The sequence below is a fragment of the Pseudomonas sp. C6002 genome (assembly GCF_013385805.1).
In the GTDB taxonomy this organism is placed as follows: domain Bacteria; phylum Pseudomonadota; class Gammaproteobacteria; order Pseudomonadales; family Pseudomonadaceae; genus Aquipseudomonas.
Genome location: NZ_JACAPH010000006.1, coordinates 34,121 through 52,211 on the forward strand (window position 1 = coordinate 34,121; position 18,091 = coordinate 52,211).

The 18,091-nt window shown below is 62.4% G+C and carries 18 protein-coding genes; 16 read left to right on the forward strand and 2 right to left on the reverse strand.

Annotation, left to right across the window (positions count from 1 at the left end):
- The first annotated feature begins 202 nt into the window (after window positions 1–202).
- Window positions 203–1,459, forward strand: coding sequence for an OprD family porin (locus HX817_RS03125; protein WP_177039774.1), 1,257 nt, complete (start codon window positions 203–205; stop codon window positions 1,457–1,459).
- Between the two features lie 11 nt (window positions 1,460–1,470).
- Here the strand turns inward: HX817_RS03125 and hpaA are convergent, their stop codons facing one another.
- The gene (gene hpaA / locus HX817_RS03130) at window positions 1,471–2,373 is read right to left on the reverse strand and encodes a 4-hydroxyphenylacetate catabolism regulatory protein HpaA (RefSeq protein WP_003209891.1); all 903 of its coding nucleotides are present in this window, start codon (window positions 2,371–2,373) and stop codon (window positions 1,471–1,473) included.
- 143 nt (window positions 2,374–2,516) lie between these two features.
- Between hpaA and HX817_RS03135 the strand changes: the two genes are divergently transcribed.
- The 8 genes from HX817_RS03135 (at window position 2,517) to hpaI (ending at window position 9,941) form a co-directional block, all read left to right on the forward strand.
- Entirely contained in the window at window positions 2,517–3,182 is a 666-nt protein-coding gene (locus HX817_RS03135; RefSeq protein WP_177039775.1) for a fumarylacetoacetate hydrolase family protein, read from the forward strand.
- Window positions 3,179–3,949: a fumarylacetoacetate hydrolase family protein gene (locus HX817_RS03140; RefSeq protein ID WP_003209888.1), complete on the forward strand. Its 771-nt coding sequence runs from the start codon at window positions 3,179–3,181 to the stop codon at window positions 3,947–3,949. The genes HX817_RS03135 and HX817_RS03140 overlap by 4 nt, the downstream gene beginning before the upstream one ends.
- 5 nt (window positions 3,950–3,954) lie before the next feature.
- Window positions 3,955–5,415 carry a 5-carboxymethyl-2-hydroxymuconate semialdehyde dehydrogenase gene (gene hpaE / locus HX817_RS03145; RefSeq protein ID WP_177037363.1) on the forward strand — a complete coding sequence of 487 codons (1,461 nt, stop codon included), beginning with the start codon at window positions 3,955–3,957 and terminating at the stop codon, window positions 5,413–5,415.
- A gap of 144 nt (window positions 5,416–5,559) precedes the next feature.
- Window positions 5,560–6,417, forward strand: coding sequence for a 3,4-dihydroxyphenylacetate 2,3-dioxygenase (gene hpaD / locus HX817_RS03150; protein ID WP_003209884.1), 858 nt, complete (start codon window positions 5,560–5,562; stop codon window positions 6,415–6,417).
- Window positions 6,418–6,559: 142 nt separating this feature from the next.
- On the forward strand, window positions 6,560–6,952 hold the full coding sequence (locus HX817_RS03155; protein ID WP_087694947.1) for a 5-carboxymethyl-2-hydroxymuconate Delta-isomerase: 393 nt from the start codon (window positions 6,560–6,562) through the stop codon (window positions 6,950–6,952).
- A gap of 51 nt (window positions 6,953–7,003) precedes the next feature.
- Window positions 7,004–8,308 carry an MFS transporter gene (locus HX817_RS03160; RefSeq protein ID WP_177039776.1) on the forward strand — a complete coding sequence of 435 codons (1,305 nt, stop codon included), beginning with the start codon at window positions 7,004–7,006 and terminating at the stop codon, window positions 8,306–8,308.
- A 10-nt stretch (window positions 8,309–8,318) separates the two neighbouring features.
- A complete protein-coding gene (gene hpaH, locus HX817_RS03165; protein ID WP_008437182.1) occupies window positions 8,319–9,122 on the forward strand; it encodes a 2-oxo-hept-4-ene-1,7-dioate hydratase in 804 nt (267 codons plus the stop codon).
- Between the two features lie 18 nt (window positions 9,123–9,140).
- Window positions 9,141–9,941 (forward strand): 4-hydroxy-2-oxoheptanedioate aldolase, encoded by an 801-nt coding sequence (hpaI, locus tag HX817_RS03170; RefSeq protein ID WP_177022136.1) that lies wholly within the window; start codon window positions 9,141–9,143, stop codon window positions 9,939–9,941.
- Between the two features lie 132 nt (window positions 9,942–10,073).
- On the opposite strand, the gene hpaR is transcribed toward hpaI, so the two are convergent.
- Window positions 10,074–10,496: a homoprotocatechuate degradation operon regulator HpaR gene (gene hpaR / locus HX817_RS03175; RefSeq protein WP_003209875.1), complete on the reverse strand. Its 423-nt coding sequence runs from the start codon at window positions 10,494–10,496 to the stop codon at window positions 10,074–10,076.
- A 195-nt stretch (window positions 10,497–10,691) separates the two neighbouring features.
- Between hpaR and HX817_RS03180 the strand changes: the two genes are divergently transcribed.
- The 7 genes from HX817_RS03180 to HX817_RS03210 all read left to right on the forward strand — a co-directional run.
- On the forward strand, window positions 10,692–11,990 hold the full coding sequence (locus HX817_RS03180; protein WP_177039777.1) for an FAD-binding oxidoreductase: 1,299 nt from the start codon (window positions 10,692–10,694) through the stop codon (window positions 11,988–11,990).
- Between the two features lie 154 nt (window positions 11,991–12,144).
- The gene (locus HX817_RS03185; RefSeq protein WP_003209872.1) at window positions 12,145–12,510 is read left to right on the forward strand and encodes a cupin domain-containing protein; all 366 of its coding nucleotides are present in this window, start codon (window positions 12,145–12,147) and stop codon (window positions 12,508–12,510) included.
- Between the two features lie 52 nt (window positions 12,511–12,562).
- Window positions 12,563–13,222, forward strand: a complete 660-nt coding sequence (locus HX817_RS03190) for a LuxR C-terminal-related transcriptional regulator (protein WP_177039778.1) — start codon at window positions 12,563–12,565, stop codon at window positions 13,220–13,222.
- Window positions 13,223–13,308: 86 nt separating this feature from the next.
- Window positions 13,309–14,130 (forward strand): molybdenum cofactor biosynthesis F family protein, encoded by an 822-nt coding sequence (locus HX817_RS03195; protein WP_177039779.1) that lies wholly within the window; start codon window positions 13,309–13,311, stop codon window positions 14,128–14,130.
- Window positions 14,123–14,923 (forward strand): SDR family NAD(P)-dependent oxidoreductase, encoded by an 801-nt coding sequence (locus tag HX817_RS03200; protein WP_177039780.1) that lies wholly within the window; start codon window positions 14,123–14,125, stop codon window positions 14,921–14,923. Before HX817_RS03195 ends, HX817_RS03200 begins: the two co-directional genes overlap by 8 nt.
- Window positions 14,916–15,677, forward strand: a complete 762-nt coding sequence (locus HX817_RS03205; protein WP_003209865.1) for an SDR family oxidoreductase — start codon at window positions 14,916–14,918, stop codon at window positions 15,675–15,677. Before HX817_RS03200 ends, HX817_RS03205 begins: the two co-directional genes overlap by 8 nt.
- Window positions 15,678–15,851: 174 nt before the next feature.
- The coding region (locus HX817_RS03210) for a DUF6531 domain-containing protein (RefSeq protein WP_177039782.1) at window positions 15,852–18,091 on the forward strand (2,240 nt) is incomplete at its 3' end.

The following is an 18,091-nucleotide window of genomic DNA, read 5'->3' on the forward strand; positions in this document are numbered from 1 at the left end:
CAATAGAGGTCGAAGCGACGAAGCTTAGAGTCGGTGTCCCGCGTGCGCAACCCGACGCACGCAGCAAGTCATTAATTTCGAAACGAATTCATAAAAACCTGTTAATCCAGCTATTCAGCTTAAAGATAACATGTTAACAATATGCCCGCCCCTGCCCCGGTGGCGGGCTCTACCAACAAAAACAACAAAAGGAACGCCCCTCATGCATTCGTGCCTCTTTCGCACGGCGGCAAGCGCTGGCCTGTGCGCCGCGTTTAGCCCTCTGGTCGCCCACGCCGACTTCATCCAGGACAGCAAGGCCAGCCTGGACCTGCGCAATTTCTACATGAACCGCGACTTTCGCCAGGCCAACGCGCCGCAGAACAAGGCAGACGAATGGGCGCAAGGTTTTGTGCTGCGCCTGGAGTCGGGCTACACCGAAGGCGTGGTCGGGTTTGGCGTGGACGCCCTGGGCGAAATGGGCCTGAAGCTCGACTCCAGCCGCGACCGCCGGGGCACCGGGCTGTTGCCGTCTGGCGCCAGCGGCGAGCCGGCCGACAGCTACAGCGAACTCGGCCTGACCGCCAAATTGCGCGTGTCGAAAACCGTGCTCAAGCTCGGCACCCTGCAACCGCTGTTGCCGGTGGCCGCCTATAACGACACGCGGCTGTTGCCGTCGACCTACAACGGTGAACTGGTGACCTCCCAGGACATCGACGGCCTGACCCTGAACGTCGGCCGCCTGGAAAAACAGAACCTGCGGGACTCCTCCAACAACGAGTCCATGAGCTACGGCGGCGTCAACAGCAGCCACCTGGACCTTGCCGGCGGCACCTACGCGATCAACCCGCACCTGGCCGCGACCTATTACTACGCGCAGATGCAGGACATCTACCGCCAGAATTTCATCGGCCTGGTGCATGACCTGCCGCTGGCCCAAGGCGTGAACCTGCGCACCGACCTGCGCTACTTCGACACCCGCGAGCAAGGCAGCACGCTATTGCGCAGCCCTACCCGCGTGGACGGCGGCCGGATCGACAACCGCTTTTTCAACGGCATGTTCAGTTTGTCGGTGGGCGCACACAAATTCGGCCTGGGCTTCCAGAACCTTTCCGGCGACGGCGACTTTGCCTTCCCGGGGCAAGATCCGTATTCGGTCAACCTAGTGACCATCAATATCTTCACCAAGGCCAACACCGATGCCTGGCAGGCGCGCTACGACTACAACTTCGCCGCCCTCGGCCTGCCGGGCCTGACCTTCATGACCCGCTACGTCGACGGCAGCCATGCGCAAACCGCCACGGTGCGCAACGGCCGCGAATGGGAGCGTGACACCGACCTGGTCTACACCGTGCAGAGCGGCCCGTTGAAGAACGTCAACGTGCGCCTGCGCAATGCGACCCTGCGCTCAAGCAACGGCCTGACCAGCGACATCGACGAAAGCCGGGTGATTATCGGCTACACCGTAGCCCTGTGGTAACGCTGGCCACCTCAGCGCAACCCCGATTGACGCTGGCGGTATTCCCCCGGCGTCATCTGCGCGTAGCGCTGGAAGAACCGGCTGAAATACGCCGGGTCCTTGAACCCCAGCTGGTAGCAGATTTCATTCGCCGAACTGCCGGTGAACAGCAGCAGGCGCCGGGCCTCCTGCATCAGCCGCTCCAGAATCAGGCGCTTGGACGGCAGGTCGGCGATGCGTCGGCACACCTCGTTGAGCCGCGCTTCAGTGACGCCGATACCGTCGGCGTAGCGCGACAGCGGCCAGTGTTGCAGGTAGTGGTCTTCGATCAGTTCGTTGAAGCGGTGGAAGATCCGCAGGTCTTCGTGCCGTGCAGGCCGGGCTTCCAGGGAATTGGCGCAGAGCCGCAGCAGGCTGATCATGATCAGGCGCGTCAGGCTGTCCAGCGCCGAACCGCGCCCGCTGGCCTGGGCGTTGATCTCGCTGCACAGCTCATCAAACAGGAATTCCAGGCGGCGCACCTCGGGCTGAAACTCCGGGGCCAGCCGCGCCAAAGCCACGCAGGCCGCCGGCAATTGTGCGCCGGGGGCCAGGCTGGGGTCGGCGTCGATCAAGGCCCACACCAGTTGCTGGCGCACGGTCAGCACATGGCCGTCGGCGTCGGCTTCGGTGACGAAGGAATGCGCCACCGTCGGCGGCGTGAGAAAAAACATCGGCCCGGATTCGAGGTACTGCTGGTCGTCCAGATAGACCCGCACCGCGCCGGTCTTGACGTAATGCACCTGGAAAAACCGGTCATGGCGATGCACCGGCATGTTGCGGCCAAAAAATCCCGCCAGGTTGCCGAGCCGGTCGTAGTGCACCTCGGCATCGCTGTAACGCTGGTCGTAGACCTGCCCGATGTTGATGTTGGGGATCGGCTGACGATCGCTCATCACTGCATTCTCTTTGTTGTTTTGACTGCCCTGAAATATTGCCACGCTTGACGATAGTTAACATCTTAATTATAACGTTAACACGTTAACGAATTTCCCACGGTGCAGGTCCGAATCTGCCCCGCCACTGCCAGGAGAAAAGCATGAGCCGTGCCCTGCATGATGTTGCGAACGGCACCCTGTTCGGCGTTGCGCTGAACTACCAGGGGTTGCTGAACCAACGTCTCGCCGAATTCGAACAAGCGCCTTACCAGAAACCACCGGTCAAGCCGGTGTTATTCATCAAGACGCCCAACACCCGCAACAGTCACGATGGCGTGGTGCTGCACCCACAGGGTGAACGCCTGCAACCCGGCCCGGCACTCGGCGTGGTGATCGGTAAAAGCGCCAGTCGGGTCAGTGTTGAAGATGCCCTTGAGCATGTGGCCGGCTACACCATCGTCAATGAGTTCAGCCTCCCAGAAGACAGCTACTACCGCCCTGCGGTGAAAGCCAAGTGCCGGGACGGTTTCTGCGCATTGGGCCCCGAACTAGTGGCTCGTGACCAGATTGCCAACCCGCATCAATTGGCCGTGAAGCTGTTCGTCAACGGTGAACTGCGCCAGCAAAACTCCACCGCCAACTTCGTGCGCAGCCTGCCGCAGTTGATCGCCGAGATCAGCGAGTTCATGACCCTGCACGAAGGCGATGTGCTTATCACCGGCACCCCCGAAGGCCGGGTGGATGTGCAACCCGGCGACACGGTTGAAGTCGAGATCAGCGGCCTGGGCCGCCTGGTCAACCACATCAAGGCAGAGGAGCTGTCATGAAACACGCCCGTATTCGCTTTGAAGGTGAAGCCCACCAGGTGCTGGTAGAAGCTGAAAACGCCGTGCGCCTGGCCGACGGTCGCCTGCTGGCCGAAGACCAGGTCGAATGGCTGCCACCGGCCACCGGCAGCATGTTTGCCCTCGGCCTGAACTACGCCGACCACGCCGCCGAACTGGCCTTCAAGCCACCGACTGAACCGCTGGCGTTCATCAAGTCCCCCGGCACCTACACCGGCCACAACCAGGTGACCTGGCGCCCGGACAACGTCGCCTACATGCACTACGAGTGCGAACTGGTGGCAGTCATCGGCAAGCCTGCGCGCAACGTCAAGCGCGAGAACGCCCTGGAGTATCTGGCCGGCTACACGGTGTGCAACGACTACGCGATCCGCGACTACCTGGAAAACTACTACCGCCCCAACCTGCGGGTGAAAAACCGCGACGCCACCACCCCCGTGGGCCCATGGATCGTGGATGTCGCCGACGTGCCGGACCCGAGCAACCTGAAGCTGCGCACCTGGATCAACGGTGAACTGCGCCAGGAAGGCAGTACGAAAGACATGATTTTCGACATCCCGTATTTGATCGAGTACCTGTCCAGCTTCATGACCTTGCAGCCCGGCGACATGATCGCCACCGGCACCCCGGAAGGCCTGGCGGATGTGGTGCCGGGGGATGAAGTGGTCGTGGAAGTGGAAGGCGTAGGCCGCCTGGTCAATCGAATTGTCAGCGAGGCGGACTTTTTTGCCGCCCGTAAAGAGGCTTGAGCAATATGATCAAACACTGGATCAACGGCCGTGAGGTCGAAAGCAAAGACACCTTCATCAACTACAACCCGGCCACCGGCGAAGCCATCGGTGAAGTGGCCAGCGGCGGTGCCGAGGAAGTGGCGCAGGCCGTTGCAGCAGCCAAGGAAGCCTTTCCGAAGTGGGCAGGCACACCGGCCAAGGAACGTGCCCGCTTGATGCGCAAGCTCGGTGAGCTGATCGAACAGAACGTGCCGCATCTGGCCGAGCTGGAAACCCTCGACACCGGCCTGCCGATCCACCAGACCAGGAACGTGCTGATTCCCCGGGCGTCCCACAACTTCGATTTCTTCGCCGAAGTCTGCACCCGCATGGACGGCCACAGTTACCCGGTGGACGACCAGATGCTCAACTACACCCTGTACCAGCCGGTGGGCGTGTGCGCGTTGGTGTCGCCATGGAACGTGCCGTTCATGACCGCCACTTGGAAGACTGCGCCGTGCCTGGCGCTGGGCAATACCGCGGTGCTGAAGATGTCCGAGCTGTCGCCGCTGACGGCCAATGAACTGGGGCGCCTGGCGGTCGAAGCCGGGATTCCCAACGGCGTGCTGAACGTGATCCAGGGCTACGGCGCCACCGCCGGTGATGCGCTGGTGCGCCACCCGGACGTGCGGGCGATTTCCTTCACCGGCGGTACCGCCACCGGCAAGAAAATCATGCAGACCGCCGGGCTGAAAAAGTACTCCATGGAACTGGGCGGCAAGTCGCCGGTGCTGATCTTTGAAGACGCCGACCTGGACCGCGCCCTCGACGCGGCACTGTTCACCATCTTCTCGCTCAACGGTGAACGCTGCACCGCCGGCAGCCGGATCTTCATTCAGGAGAGCGTGTACCCGCAGTTCGTCGCCGAATTTGCCGCCCGCGCCAAACGCCTGATCGTCGGCGACCCACAGGACCCGAAGACCCAGGTTGGCTCGATGATCACCCAGGCCCACTACGACAAGGTCACCGGCTACATCAGGATTGGCCTCGAAGAAGGCGCCACCCTGCTGGCCGGAGGTTTGGAACGCCCGGCCAACCTGCCGGCGCACCTGAGCCGCGGGCAGTTTATCCAGCCGACGGTGTTTGCCGATGTGAACAACAACATGCGCATCGCCCAGGAAGAAATCTTTGGCCCGGTGGTGTGCCTGATCCCGTTCAAGGACGAAGCCGAGGCGCTGCAACTGGCCAACGACACCGAGTACGGCTTGGCGTCCTATATCTGGACCCAGGACATCGGCAAGGCGCATCGTCTGGCCTACGGCATCGAAGCCGGCATGGTGTTCATCAACAGCCAGAACGTGCGGGACTTGCGCCAGCCGTTTGGTGGGGTAAAAGGTTCCGGCACCGGCCGTGAAGGCGGCCAGTACAGCTTCGAAGTGTTTGCCGAGATCAAGAACGTGTGCATTTCCATGGGCAGTCATCACATCCCGCGCTGGGGTGTGTAACCCGGATATAACAACGCTACCTGTAGGAGCGAGCTTGCGAAGAACCCGCAGGCGCCGCGGGCTAACAGAAGTGCTGCGTTATCGTTGACGTTTTTCGCGAGCAAGCTCGCTCCTACAAAAGAATAAATACTCAGGAGAATGATCATGGGCGAAGTGGTTCTGGCAGCGAAGATCTGCCACGTTCCCTCGATGTACCTGTCGGAACTGCCCGGCAAGCACCACGGTTGCCGCGAAGCAGCCATCGCCGGGCACAAGGAAATCGGGCGGCGCGCCCGTGAACTGGGGGCCGACACCGCGGTGGTGTTCGACGTGCACTGGCTGGTCAACAGCGGCTATCACGTCAACTGCGGCGAGCATTTCAAGGGCACCTACACCAGCAACGAGCTGCCGCACTTCATCAAGAACATGGAGTACGAGTACCCGGGCTGCCCCGAGCTGGGCGAGTTGATCGCCGCCGAGGCCAACCTGGCCGGCGTGCGCACCATGGCCCACAACATCCCGAGCCTGGAGCTGGAATACGGCACCCTGGTGCCGATGCGCTACATGCACATGGGCGTGCCGGACGCGCAGAAGTTCGACGTGATCTCGATTGCCGCGTGGTGCGCCTGGCACCGCCTGGAAGACAGCTTTGCGTTCGGCGCCGCCGTGCGCCGGGCGATCGAGAAAAGCGACCGCAAAGTCCTGGTGCTGGCCTCGGGCTCCCTCTCCCACCGTTTCTCGGACGACCGCGAAGCCGAAGCCAATATCCACAACTGGACCCGTGAATTCGACAAACAGATGGACCTGCACGTGGTGGAGATGTGGAAGCAAGGCCGCTTCAAGGAGTTCTGCGCAATGCTGCCGGACTACGCCGAGCACTGCTTCGGCGAAGGCAAGATGCACGACACCGCGATGCTCCTGGGACTGCTGGGCGGGCCGGACTACAACCAGCCGGCCGAGATCATCACCCAGCCGTTCGGCAGTTCGGGCACCGGGCAGATCAATGCCATTTTCCCTTTATGAGCCTTGGTGAGGATCAAATGTGGGAGCTGGCTTGCCTGCGATGCAGGCACCTCGGTGTATCTGTCGCACCGAGTTGATGCCATCGCAGGCAAGCCAGCTCCTACAAGGAATTCGCTGTACCTCACCCCAAGAGGAGATACACATGCCGCACTTCATCGCCGAATACACCGACAACATCGAGCAGCAGGCCAACCTGCCGGCCCTGTTCGAGCAGGTTCACGCCGTGCTGGGGGACAGCGGCGTGTTTCCCCTGGGGGGCATCCGCAGTCGCGGAGTGCGCCTGGACACCTGGCGCATGGCCGACGGCAAGCATGACTACGCCTTCGTCCACATGACCCTCAAGGTCGGCCACGGGCGCGACCTGGAAACCCGCAAGGCGGTGGCCGAAGCCCTGTTCAAGGTCATCACCGAACACTTCGCCGAGCTGCAATCCCAGCGGCTGCTGGCGTTGTCGTTCGAGATGATCGAGCTGCACCCCGAGCTGAATTTCAAGCAGAACAACGTGCACGCATTCCTGAAGAACCAGGCGGGCTGAGCACAGCCCACCTTTCCGCCCATGGCCACTCAAACAAAAAAGAACAACATCATGAGCACAGCCACTACCGCCGACAGCACCACCCTGATCGAACATCAGCGCACCCACAGCATCGTCACCTGGCGACTGATGCCGTTGTTGCTGATCTGCTACCTGTTTGCCCACCTGGACCGCATCAACATCGGCTTCGCCAAGATGCAGATGAGCACCGACCTGCACTTCAGCGACACGGTGTATGGCCTCGGTGCCGGCCTGTTTTTCATCGCCTACGCGCTGTTCGGCGTACCCAGCAACATGGCCCTGGACCGGGTCGGCCCACGGCGCTGGATCGCCTGCCTGATGGTGGTGTGGGGCGTGCTCTCCACCAGCATGCTGTGGATCGAAAGCTCCACGGGCTTCTACGTGCTGCGCTTTCTGCTGGGGGTGGCCGAAGCCGGCTTCTTCCCGGGGATCCTGGTGTTTCTCAACCGCTGGTACCCGGCCCGCCGCCGCGCGCAAGTCACCGCGCTGTTTGCGATTGCCGTGCCCATGGCCGGTGTGATCGGCGGCCCGTTGTCCGGTGCAATCCTGGAGAACTTCCATGATTTCGGCGGGCTGCGCGGTTGGCAGTGGATGTTCCTGATCGAAGGCGCCCCGGTGGTGCTGCTCGGCCTGGTCGTCCTGAAATACCTGCCCGACAGCTTCGAAACCGTGAAGTGGCTGGAGCCCGCGCAAAAGCAACAACTGCGCGAGCAACTGAGCACTGAAGAGCAGCGCAAATCCATCACCTCCTTCGGCGGCATCCTGCGTGACCCGCAGGTGTGGCTGCTGGTGGCGGTGTACTTCGCGGTGATGCTGGCGGTGAACACCCTGGCGTTCTGGATGCCCACCCTGATCCACGGCGCCGGCATCGGCCGCGACAGCCAGGTCGGCTTGCTGAGCGCCGTACCGTATCTGGCCGGGTGCTTCTTCATGATCGGCTGCGGGCGCTCGTCCGACCGCAACCGCGAACGCCGCTGGCACCTGTGCGTGCCGTTGCTGATGTCGGCCATCGGTATTGCGGTGGCCGGGCTCTCACCCACCAACCCTACCCTGGTGTTGGGCGGACTGATTCTCGCCGGCATGGGCGCCAGCGCTGCGCTGCCGATGTTCTGGCAATTGCCGCCGGCATTCCTGTCCAACAACACCCAGGCGGCCGGCATCGCGCTGATCAGCTCGTTCGGCAGCATCGCTTCGTTCCTCGCGCCCTACCTGATCGGCTGGATGCGCGACACCACCCAAAGCGCGAGCCTGGCCCTGTACGTGCTGGCGCTGCTTATCGCCCTCGGCGGCCTGCTGGTGCTGCGCACCCATGCGGCCATCGTCAATCCCCAGTAGAGATTTTGTCATGCTTGATCAAGCCCTTATTCAGCAAGCCGCCGCCCGCCTCGACCAGGCCGAGCGTTCCCGTGAACAGGTGCGCCAGTTTTCCCTGGAGCATCCGAACATCACGATTGAAGACGCCTACGCCATCCAGCGCGCCTGGGTGGCCCGGAAAATCAAGGACGGGCGCAAGCTGGTCGGGCACAAGATCGGCCTGACGTCGCGGGCGATGCAGGTGTCGTCGAACATCACCGAGCCGGATTACGGCGCCCTGCTCGATGACATGTTCTTCGACGAAGGCACCGACATCCCCTTCGAGCGCTTCATCGTGCCGAGGGTGGAAGTGGAACTGGCGTTCATCCTCGGCAAGCCGCTGAAGGGCCCGAACTGCACGATTTTCGATGTGCTCGATGCCACGGAATGGGTGATCCCGGCGCTGGAAATCATCGACGCCCGCATCCAGCAGATCGACCCGCACACCAACGCCACCCGCAAGGTGTTCGACACCATTTCCGACAACGCCGCCAATGCCGGCGTGGTGATGGGCGGCCGCGCCGTGCGCCCCACCGAGATAGACCTGCGCAAGGTGCCGGCGGTGCTGTACCGCAACGGGGTGATCGAAGAGTCCGGGGTGTCGGCTGCGGTACTTAACCATCCGGCCAAGGGCGTGGCCTGGCTGGCGAACAAACTGGCGCCGTACGACGTCACCCTGCAACCCGGCCAGATCATCCTCGGCGGCTCCTTCACCCGCCCGGTGGCGGCGAATCCGGGTGACACCTTCCATGTCGACTACGACATGCTGGGTTCCATCTCCTGCCGCTTTGTCTGAATACTGGAGGACTGTTTCATGGACATGCCCATCAACCGCTTCAAGCAACGCCTGCAACGTGGCGAGACCCAGATCGGCCTGTGGCTCGGTTTGGCGGACGCTTATTGCGCCGAACTGGCGGCGAATGCCGGGTTCGACTGGCTGCTGATCGACGGCGAGCACGCGCCCAATGACCTGCGCGGCATGCTCGGCCAACTGCAGGCTGTCGCGCCTTATGACAGCCAACCGGTGATTCGCCCGGTGATCGGCGATACGGCGTTGATCAAGCAGGTGCTGGATATCGGCGTGCAGACGCTGTTGGTGCCGATGGTGGAGACGGCTGACCAGGCACGGCAGCTGGTGCGGGCGATGCGTTATCCACCGGGTGGTGTACGGGGCGTGGGCAGCGCGCTGGCGCGGGCGTCGCGCTGGAACAGTATTCCCGGTTACCTGGATGAGGCCGATGCGCAGATGTGCCTGCTGGTGCAGATCGAGAACCGTGAAGGCCTGGACAACCTGGACGCGATTGCGGCGGTTGATGGCGTGGATGGGGTGTTTATCGGGCCGGCGGATTTGAGTGCGGCCATGGGGCATCGGGGGAATCCCGGGCACCCCGAGGTGCAGGCGGCGATTGAGGACGCCATCGTACGGATTCAAAAAGCCGGCAAGGCGGCGGGGATCTTGAGTGCGGATGAGAAACTGGCGCGGCGGTATATCGAGTTGGGGGCGGCGTTTGTGGCGGTGGGGGTGGATACGACCGTGTTGATGCGCGGGTTGCAGGGGTTGGCGGCGAAATTCAAAGACACCGCAACACCGGCCATTACCGGCGGCGTGTACTGACGCTCTGAAACCACAAAGATCCAAAATGTGGGAGCGGGCTTGCTCGCGAAAGCGGTGTATCAGTGCCAGGTTTGTTGGCTGACCCACCGCATTCGCGAGCAAGCCCGCTCCCACATTTGGATCGGCGGTGTGTCAGCGCTTGATGGTCTTCAACTCATCCAGCAACCCCAGCAACACCTGCAACTTCTCCTCCCCGAACTGCTCCTGCAACCGCTGGTAATTCTCCTCCATGCACTGGCTCATCGACTCGAAACTGGCCTTGCCCTTCTCCGCCAGCGTCACCAGCACCCGCCGCTGATCCTGCTCGGCCTTGCGCCGGTGCACCATCCCCGCCGCCTCCATGCGTACCAGCACGCCGGTCATGCTCGGCTTGAGAATGCACGCCAGTTCCGCCAGTTGGTAAATCTCCAGCTCGTCATGCTGGCTGAGAATTCGAATAACCCGCCATTGCTGCTCGGTCAGCCCATGCTCATTCAGCGAGGGCCGGAAAAAACTCATGGCCGCTTCACGGGCCTGAAGCAAGGTCAAGGTCAGGGATTGTCTGGGTTTCAACATAGGCTCAGGGTCACGATAGATTTAGTTAATGTTTTAACGAAACTCTAACACTCTCCTCCCCACCTCACGCTATAACTTGTGAAGCCGGCGAAGGCTCTGGCGCGCAGGATCAAAACCGGCGGCACACAGAATCAAGACATCCAGCGCGCCAACGGCCTTAATACACTCATTAGCTCTTCACTGTCAGGCAGCGCAATGATCAATATCGAAACGCCGACCTATTACACGGCGACCAAGAAATACAACCTCAGCTTCCCCACCCTGGAGCAGGACGTGGAAGCCGACGTGGTGATCATCGGTGGCGGCTTTTCCGGGATCAACACCGCCCTGGAGCTCGCCGAAAAAGGCATCACCAACATCGTCGTGCTGGAAGCGCGTTACCTGGGTTTTGGCGGTACCGGGCGCAACGGTGGGCAGATCATGGCCGGCATCGGCCACGACCTGGAAAAGATCAAGAAGGACGTGGGTGAAGACGGCCTGCGCCAGATCTTCGAGATCAGCGACCTGGGCGCCGACATCATCAAGAACCGCATCGCCAAGTACGACATCGATGCCGACTTCTGCCACGGCTATGGCTACATGGGCTTCAACGCCCGCCAGGAAAAGACCCTGCGCGCCTGGGAGAAAGACTTCAAATCCATCAACACCCAACACGAGATCCGCTTTCTTGGCGGCTCCGACGTCAGGCAGATCATCGGCTCCGACGCCTACAGCAGCGCCCTGCTGCACATGGGCGGCGGGCATGTGCACTCGTTGAACCTGCTGCTGGGCGAAGCCAAGGCCCTGGCCGGCCACGGCGTGCGGATTTTCGAGAACAGCCCGGCGCTGGAAGTCAGTTATGGCGAGCGCATCACCGTGCGCACCGGCCGCGGTTCGGTCAAGGCCAGCAAGCTGCTATGGGCCTGCGACAGTTTCCTCAACAAGCTGGAGCCGGAACTGCACCGCTCGACCATCAACACCTACGCGTTCCAGATGATGACCGAGCCGTTGTCCGAAGAACTGATCAACCGTATCAGCCCGATTCGCGGGGCCTACAGCGACATTCGCCCGGTGATCGACTACTACCGCGTCACCCACGAAAACCGCCTGCTGTTCGGCGCCGCCACGCCTTTGGTGGAGCACATTCCCGGCGATTTGAAAGCCTGGAACCGCAACCTGATGCTGAAGATTTTCCCGTACCTCAAGGACGTGAAGATCGACCTGGCCTGGGGCGGCCCGATGGCCTGCAGCCCGAACCTGTTCCCGCAGATCGGCACCCTGCCCGGGCGCAGCAACGCGTTCTATGTGCAGGGCTATTCGGGCTTCGGCGTGACCCCAAGCCACATCATCTGCAAGGTGCTGGCCGAAGGCATGAGCGAAGGCTCGGCGCGGTATGACCTGGTCAGCTCGATCCATCGCCCGACCATCATCGGCAAGGACGCGATCCGCCCACTGCTGCTCACCGCCGGCAAGTCCTGGCATCAGCTCTCCGGTTACTGGAACGGCCGCCGCTAAATCCCACGCCTGACACCTGTAGGAGCGAGCTTGCTCGCGAAAAACCCAAGGGCGCCGCGCTCATCCAGAACGCCAACGTCATCGTTGACGACCTTCGCGAGCAAGCTCGCTCCTACAGTTGGTCACTAAATTTTTCTCATCAGGAGCAACTGCCATGACCCTCGTTACCCTCAAGAAAGACATCCAGCTATCCGAACTCGACGCCTGGGGCACCGTCGCCGACCTCGGCTCGACCATCCTCGAAGGCGAAGTCCGGGCCTTCGGCAAAATGACCTTCGGTGCCCCCACCGACCCGGTCAGCAGCGCCTATTTCGGCACCACCCAGGGCAAGTTCCGCATGGTCTACCCGTTTGCCGAACAGGCCACCGTGGTCACCGGCGAAGTGGTGCTCACCGACGAATCCACCGGCCAGAGCACCCGCTACAAGGCCGGTGACAGCTGGTTCGTGACCAAGGGCACCCCGGTGCTGTGGGAAGTGGTCAGCGAAAGTTTCGTCAAACACTACTTCGCCGTGGTGTGATAGCCCCGGCTGCCGGCACCCGTCGGCAGCCTTTTGGCGCAGGTGCCCACCCATGCACGCTCTCCCCGCCCACGAAGTCGCCGACCAGTGCCTGCAGGCTTTCACCCGCTTGATTCCGGTCAGCCAGGCCGCGTTCTATTGCGTCGACCGCCAGCTGCAAGCCCGGGATTTCCAGTTGCACGGCATGAGCGGCGAAATGCACCGCGACTACCTCGACAACTACCGCCAATTCGACCCGTTGCAACCGCGCAACTGCCTGTCCAGCGGCCTGGCGGTGGTGCCGCTGGGCCTTGCCATGGCCCGCCAGCCGGCGCGGGATACCCGGCGCTATGGGGATTTTCTGCGGCGCTATGGCGTGGTCGATGTGGTGGAGATTTTCGCCCAGCGCGCCGGCCAGCCCCAGGCGGCGATTTCGCTGTTGCGCACCGCCGACCAGGGCGCTTTCACCGGCGAGCAACTGGCCCAACTGAACGCCCTGCAAACCTTGCTGCAACTGGCGGTGGCCAACATGCAGCCCACTGAAGATGCATTGGCCGGTCTCACACCCAAGGAGCGCCAGATCGCCCTGCTGTTGCGCCAGGGCGCCAGCAATAAACAGCTGGCCCAGGAGCTGGATGTCGGCCTGCCCACCATCAAGACCCACCTGATCAACCTGTTTCGCAAGGCCGGCGTCAGCAGTCGCACAGAACTGGTGGGAAGTCTTTTCCTGTAGTTCGCCTCAACCATCCGGTTGATACCCGCGCCTGCTCCCGGGCGCGATGATTCGTGGTGTTCACCCACCCAACCGGAGCTTCGCAAATGACCACCCCTTCTGACTGGATCACCGTGGGCGCCCTGGCCGACGGCTTCGCCCCAGAGGCATTTATCCTGCCGAACCTGGCCGACCTGAGCGGCAAGGCCTTCACCCTGCACTTCGCCAATGGCTGGCAGATCGAGCACCGTTTCGAGCGCGACAGCCTCTCCTGGGTTGCAGCCGACGGTCACTCCAGCGGCAGCGCCACCTACCGTGCGACCTCGGTGCGCCCCGGCCTGTACCTGGTGGATTTCATCAAGCGCGAAGGCACGCAGGCCTGGTCGGTCAGCCTGGTGCTCGACACCGCCAGCGCTTCGTTCACCGCTGTGCTCGGGCGCATGCCCACCCAGGAACAAACCCGCGAAGGCCTCTACAGCCGCGCCCTGGCCGGTAAGCCGCTGACTTCGGTGGAAGTGGAGTTCCTCCACGGCAGCCTCGACCGCCCGTGGCAGCCAGACCAATGCCCCCACGCACCAACCACCGACCTGATCGGCCTGCGCAACCAGTATCGCTACAGCCCGAGCGAGGTCTACGAGCACATCTACCTCAACCACCAGTTCTACGCCTGGCAATGCCTCAAGGGTGTCGAGCAAGGCCTGTGCGACACCGACCGCTGCGATTACTACAAGATCGCTGACCAGCTCTACCTGTTCGTCTGGCGCGAAAAAATCATCCCCACCCTCGGCCTGGTGCTGATCGACCTGCAGCAACACCGCAGCGACGGCAAGATCTTCGGCTATGCCGACGCCTCCTTCGATGAGCTATCGAACTTTCCCATCAGCTCCTACTGCCAGGTGCTCAATCGCACGGAGCATCCTGATGACTGAGCCGCGCACGATCGTGATCACCGGGGCCGGCACGGGCATCGGTGCTGCGTGCGCCCGGCTGTACGCCGCCGAGGGTGCGCAGTTGGTACTGATCGGCCGTCGCCGCGAGCCGCTGGAGCAGGTCGCGCGGGAAACCGGGGGGTTGGTGTTGGTGGGTGATGCGGCCTGCCCGCAGACCTGGGAGGGTTTTATTGCGCAGATTCGCCAGCACTATGGGCGGATCGACGTGCTGCTGGCCTGTGCGGGCGGCCATGGCGTGGGCAGCGCCACCGGCACCAGCCCGCAGACCTGGGAAGCGGCGCTGCGCAGCAACCTCGACAGCGCCTTCTACAGTGCGCGGGCGTGTTTGCCGCTGCTGCTGGAAAGTGGCGGGAACATCGTGCTGATGGGTTCGATTGCCTCACTGGCTGCCGGGCCCGAAGTGTGCGGCTACACCACGGCCAAGCATGCCTTGCTCGGGCTCAATCGCTCGCTGGCCCGGGATTACGGCCCGCGCGGGGTGCGGGTGAACGCGGTGTGCCCCGGCTGGGTGCGCACGCCGATGGCGGATGAGGAGATGCAGCCGTTGATGGACTTTTATGGCGAAACGCTGCAACACGCCTATGACCGGGTGTGCGCCGACGTGCCGTTGCGCCGGCCGGCCAGCGCTGAAGAAATCGCCAGGGTGTGCCGCTTCCTGGCCTCCAGTGACGCGTCGATCATTACGGGTGCGACGCTGGTGGCGGACGGGGGCTCAAGCATTGTCGATGTGCCGACGCTGACCTATGCGCGTATGGAGCAGCGTCATGAATGAAGACCTGGATTTCACTGGTCGCAACGTATTGGTAACGGGTGGCGCCCAGGGTATTGGTCGGGCCATCGTCGAAGCGTTTGCCCTGCGGGGCGCGCGGGTGATGATCGCCGACCTGCAACTGGCAGAGGCGCTCGCGCTGGAGCTGTGCGGGCGCGGCTGCCAGGTGGAAGCGGTGACGGTGGATCTGGCGGATGCGGCTGCGGTTTTCGAGCTGATTGCAGGGGTGGAACACGACTGGGGGCGGCTGGATATTCTGGTGCATAACGCCGGGTATTTTCCGCTGACGCCCTTTGCCGAGATCACTCCGGCGATGCTCGGCCGTACCTTGGCGGTCAACCTCTCGGCGTTGTTCTGGCTGACCCAGGCGGCGTTACCGATGTTCCGCCGTCAGGGTCGGGGCTGCGTGCTGGTTACGTCGTCTGTCACGGGGCCGCGGGTTGCGTTTCCGGGGTTGAGTCACTATGCGGCGTCGAAGGCCGGGGTCAACGGGTTCATTCGCAATGCGGCGCTGGAACTGGCCGGTTTGAATGTGCGAGTCAACGGTGTGGAGCCCGGCATGATCGCAACCCCGGCCATGGGCAACCTGGGGGATGACCAGGTAAATGCACAGATCGCCAGCCGGGTGCCACTGGGACGGCTGGGCGCACCGTCGGATATTGCCGGGGCAATGCTGTTCCTGGCATCGGACCTGGCGGGCTATATCACTGGGCAGACGCTGGTGGTGGATGGCGGCTCGACCTTGCCGGAGGTTTAACGAAACGTCCTACCGAACTGCCGGATAACCTCTACTCCCCTGCCCTGAGAACCTCTGCAAAGTCCCTCGCCTGATCACACAGCGCGAGGGAACGCCGATGTTTTTTTCGATTAATGCCCTGCCCGATGGGGCTGCCTCTTGAATCCCGCCATAGGCTTTCTGGTGGTGGCGGCGATGGACCCGAAGACGCGCGACGTCGATGGGGTTCTCAACGACTTCACACATTGCCTGAACACCTACGACGCGTGGGCCGAGAGCTTCTGGAGCTTTTCGGCACTGGATGTCGAGCAGGTGTTCAAGGTCGGCGACGAGGTTTCGCTGGTCGCGCCCATCACCCGTTCCCTGTATCCCGCCAGCACCGTCGCGACCTGCAAGGCCAACTCACCGTTGACCCTGGTGCACATGTTCCAGAGCACACGGTTCGTGCCCATCGGCAATACGCCGGTGATGCTGCAGGAAGTCGCGCAAGACGGTGGTCCCCTCGGCGATCCCATCCATAAGACCATCGGCCCCAGCGGCATTCTCGAAGTCACCGAGTGCACCGTCGACCGGCAGTATCGAGTCAGCTTTTACCCCAACGTTTCCAGGGATCACATCAAGGCACTGTATGCCTCCTATCAGTCCGAGCTCAGCTCGCTGGAAGGCAACTTGCGCGGTCAGTGGACGAGCACGTTCAAGCCGATATGGGAGAGCTATTCCAAGGCGGGTTATGGCGAGCGCTACACCTCGCTGCAACTGGCTTATGCGCGGGGCTTTGAAAACGTGCTTTACGGCCTCTGGGACGGTATTGCGCAGCTGTACCAGTGGTTGGCAGACATCAAGCCCAACAGCGAAAAGCTCCTGCAGTACCTCTCCCAAGCCGAGCTTGGAGCGCTCCTGAAGCTCAGTCATGAGGCGATTGCCAAGGGATTGTTGATTCTCAGCGACGAGCCGCTGCTGTTCATCTACCTGTCCGCGATGGTCAGTTGGATGCGCATGCTGCCGCCGCACTACATGTTTGAGTTGCTCGGGGAAATCACCACCGAGGTGTTGCTCAACCTGCTGTTGCTGTGGGCTACCGGTGGCATGGGTGTGGCGGTACGGCTGGGCGCGCAGGTGCTGGGCAAGGTCAGGTCCGAGCGGGCACGGGAGTGGTTGGAGCAGATTGCCAAGTTGGGCGGTACGGCCCCGTTGGATAGGCATGCGGAGGTGCTTAAGCCGTTATCGCTTCAGAGTCAGGCAGTACCGGTGAAGGCTGCGGCGGTGCCGTTGAAGGCTGGCGTGGACGAGATTTCCAATCCGGCACCGATGGTGCGGGAGCCGAAGACGGCGCGCACGGCGCTGGTGAAGCAAGAACATGTGGATGATGCCCCGGCTTCGGCGAAAAACCCCAATGGGGATGCTTCGGTCTGTTCGGCGAATACCTGTACCAATGGCTGCCCGGTTTCGATGGTTACTGGTGAGGAACTGCTGACCCTCACGGATGGCTCGTTGGAGGGTGTGCTGCCATTTGCCTGGACGCGGTTGTATCGCAGCAGTGCCGTGGAAATGGATTGCGGGTTGGGGTTTGGCTGGAGTCATGCGCTGGCTCAGCGGTTGGTGGTGAGCGGCGAATCGGTGGTGTGGACCGATCACGAAAACCGCAGCACCACCTTTCCCCTGCCCTCTGCTGCACGGCCGGCGATCACCAATAGCCTGGCGGAAGCGGCGATTTATCTGGGCTCGTTGCCCGATGAACTGGTGCTGGCTCAGGCGTCGCTTTTCTACCACTTCCGTGACGGTGTGCTGACGGCGATCAGCGATGCGTATGACAACCGACTGCGCATTGCTCGCGATTATTCCGGGCGGATTCATCGGATCGATAACCATGTTGGCCAAGGATTGCTGCTGCGGTATGACCGGGGGCACATCGTTGCGGTCGACTATCAGGTGCAGCGGGAGCCGGGCTGGGTCACCGAACAGAACGTTGTTTCCTACAGGTATGACGACGCTTGGCGATTGGTTGAAGCGACCAACGCTGTCGGCGAAAGCGAACGTTATCGCTACGACGATCAGCAGGTGATCCTGGAGCGGGAACTGGCCGGTGGGGCGAGTTTCTTCTGGGAGTGGGAACGGTCTGGCAAGGCGGCGCGATGCGTCCGGCACTGGGCCAGCTTTTCGCAGATGGACACACGGTATGTGTGGGACGACAACGGCACTGTCACCGTACACAACGCCGATGGCAGCCAGGAAGTCTACGTCCACGACCAGCGCGCTCGGCTGGTGCAGCGGATCGATCCGGACGGCGCGCAGCACTTCAAATCCTACGATGAAAAAGGCCGCCTGACGGTCGAGCAGGACCCGCTGGGGGCGGTGACGGCCTATCAGTACGACGAAGCCGGTCGGTTGATTGCGCTGTTTCCCGGGGACGATGCGCCGACGTCCTACGAGCATGA

Bases quoted from the DNA above. Each gene is read 5' to 3' on its own strand.
- HX817_RS03125 (WP_177039774.1), top strand. From the start codon at position 203: ATGCATTCGTGCCTCTTTCGCACGGCGGCAAGCGCTGGCCTGTGCGCC.
- hpaA (WP_003209891.1), bottom strand. From the start codon at position 2,373: ATGAGCGATCGTCAGCCGATCCCCAACATCAACATCGGGCAGGTCTAC.
- HX817_RS03135 (WP_177039775.1), top strand. From the start codon at position 2,517: ATGAGCCGTGCCCTGCATGATGTTGCGAACGGCACCCTGTTCGGCGTT.
- HX817_RS03140 (WP_003209888.1), top strand. From the start codon at position 3,179: ATGAAACACGCCCGTATTCGCTTTGAAGGTGAAGCCCACCAGGTGCTG.
- hpaE (WP_177037363.1), top strand. From the start codon at position 3,955: ATGATCAAACACTGGATCAACGGCCGTGAGGTCGAAAGCAAAGACACC.
- hpaD (WP_003209884.1), top strand. From the start codon at position 5,560: ATGGGCGAAGTGGTTCTGGCAGCGAAGATCTGCCACGTTCCCTCGATG.
- HX817_RS03155 (WP_087694947.1), top strand. From the start codon at position 6,560: ATGCCGCACTTCATCGCCGAATACACCGACAACATCGAGCAGCAGGCC.
- HX817_RS03160 (WP_177039776.1), top strand. From the start codon at position 7,004: ATGAGCACAGCCACTACCGCCGACAGCACCACCCTGATCGAACATCAG.
- hpaH (WP_008437182.1), top strand. From the start codon at position 8,319: ATGCTTGATCAAGCCCTTATTCAGCAAGCCGCCGCCCGCCTCGACCAG.
- hpaI (WP_177022136.1), top strand. From the start codon at position 9,141: ATGGACATGCCCATCAACCGCTTCAAGCAACGCCTGCAACGTGGCGAG.
- hpaR (WP_003209875.1), bottom strand. From the start codon at position 10,496: ATGTTGAAACCCAGACAATCCCTGACCTTGACCTTGCTTCAGGCCCGT.
- HX817_RS03180 (WP_177039777.1), top strand. From the start codon at position 10,692: ATGATCAATATCGAAACGCCGACCTATTACACGGCGACCAAGAAATAC.
- HX817_RS03185 (WP_003209872.1), top strand. From the start codon at position 12,145: ATGACCCTCGTTACCCTCAAGAAAGACATCCAGCTATCCGAACTCGAC.
- HX817_RS03190 (WP_177039778.1), top strand. From the start codon at position 12,563: ATGCACGCTCTCCCCGCCCACGAAGTCGCCGACCAGTGCCTGCAGGCT.
- HX817_RS03195 (WP_177039779.1), top strand. From the start codon at position 13,309: ATGACCACCCCTTCTGACTGGATCACCGTGGGCGCCCTGGCCGACGGC.
- HX817_RS03200 (WP_177039780.1), top strand. From the start codon at position 14,123: ATGACTGAGCCGCGCACGATCGTGATCACCGGGGCCGGCACGGGCATC.
- HX817_RS03205 (WP_003209865.1), top strand. From the start codon at position 14,916: ATGAATGAAGACCTGGATTTCACTGGTCGCAACGTATTGGTAACGGGT.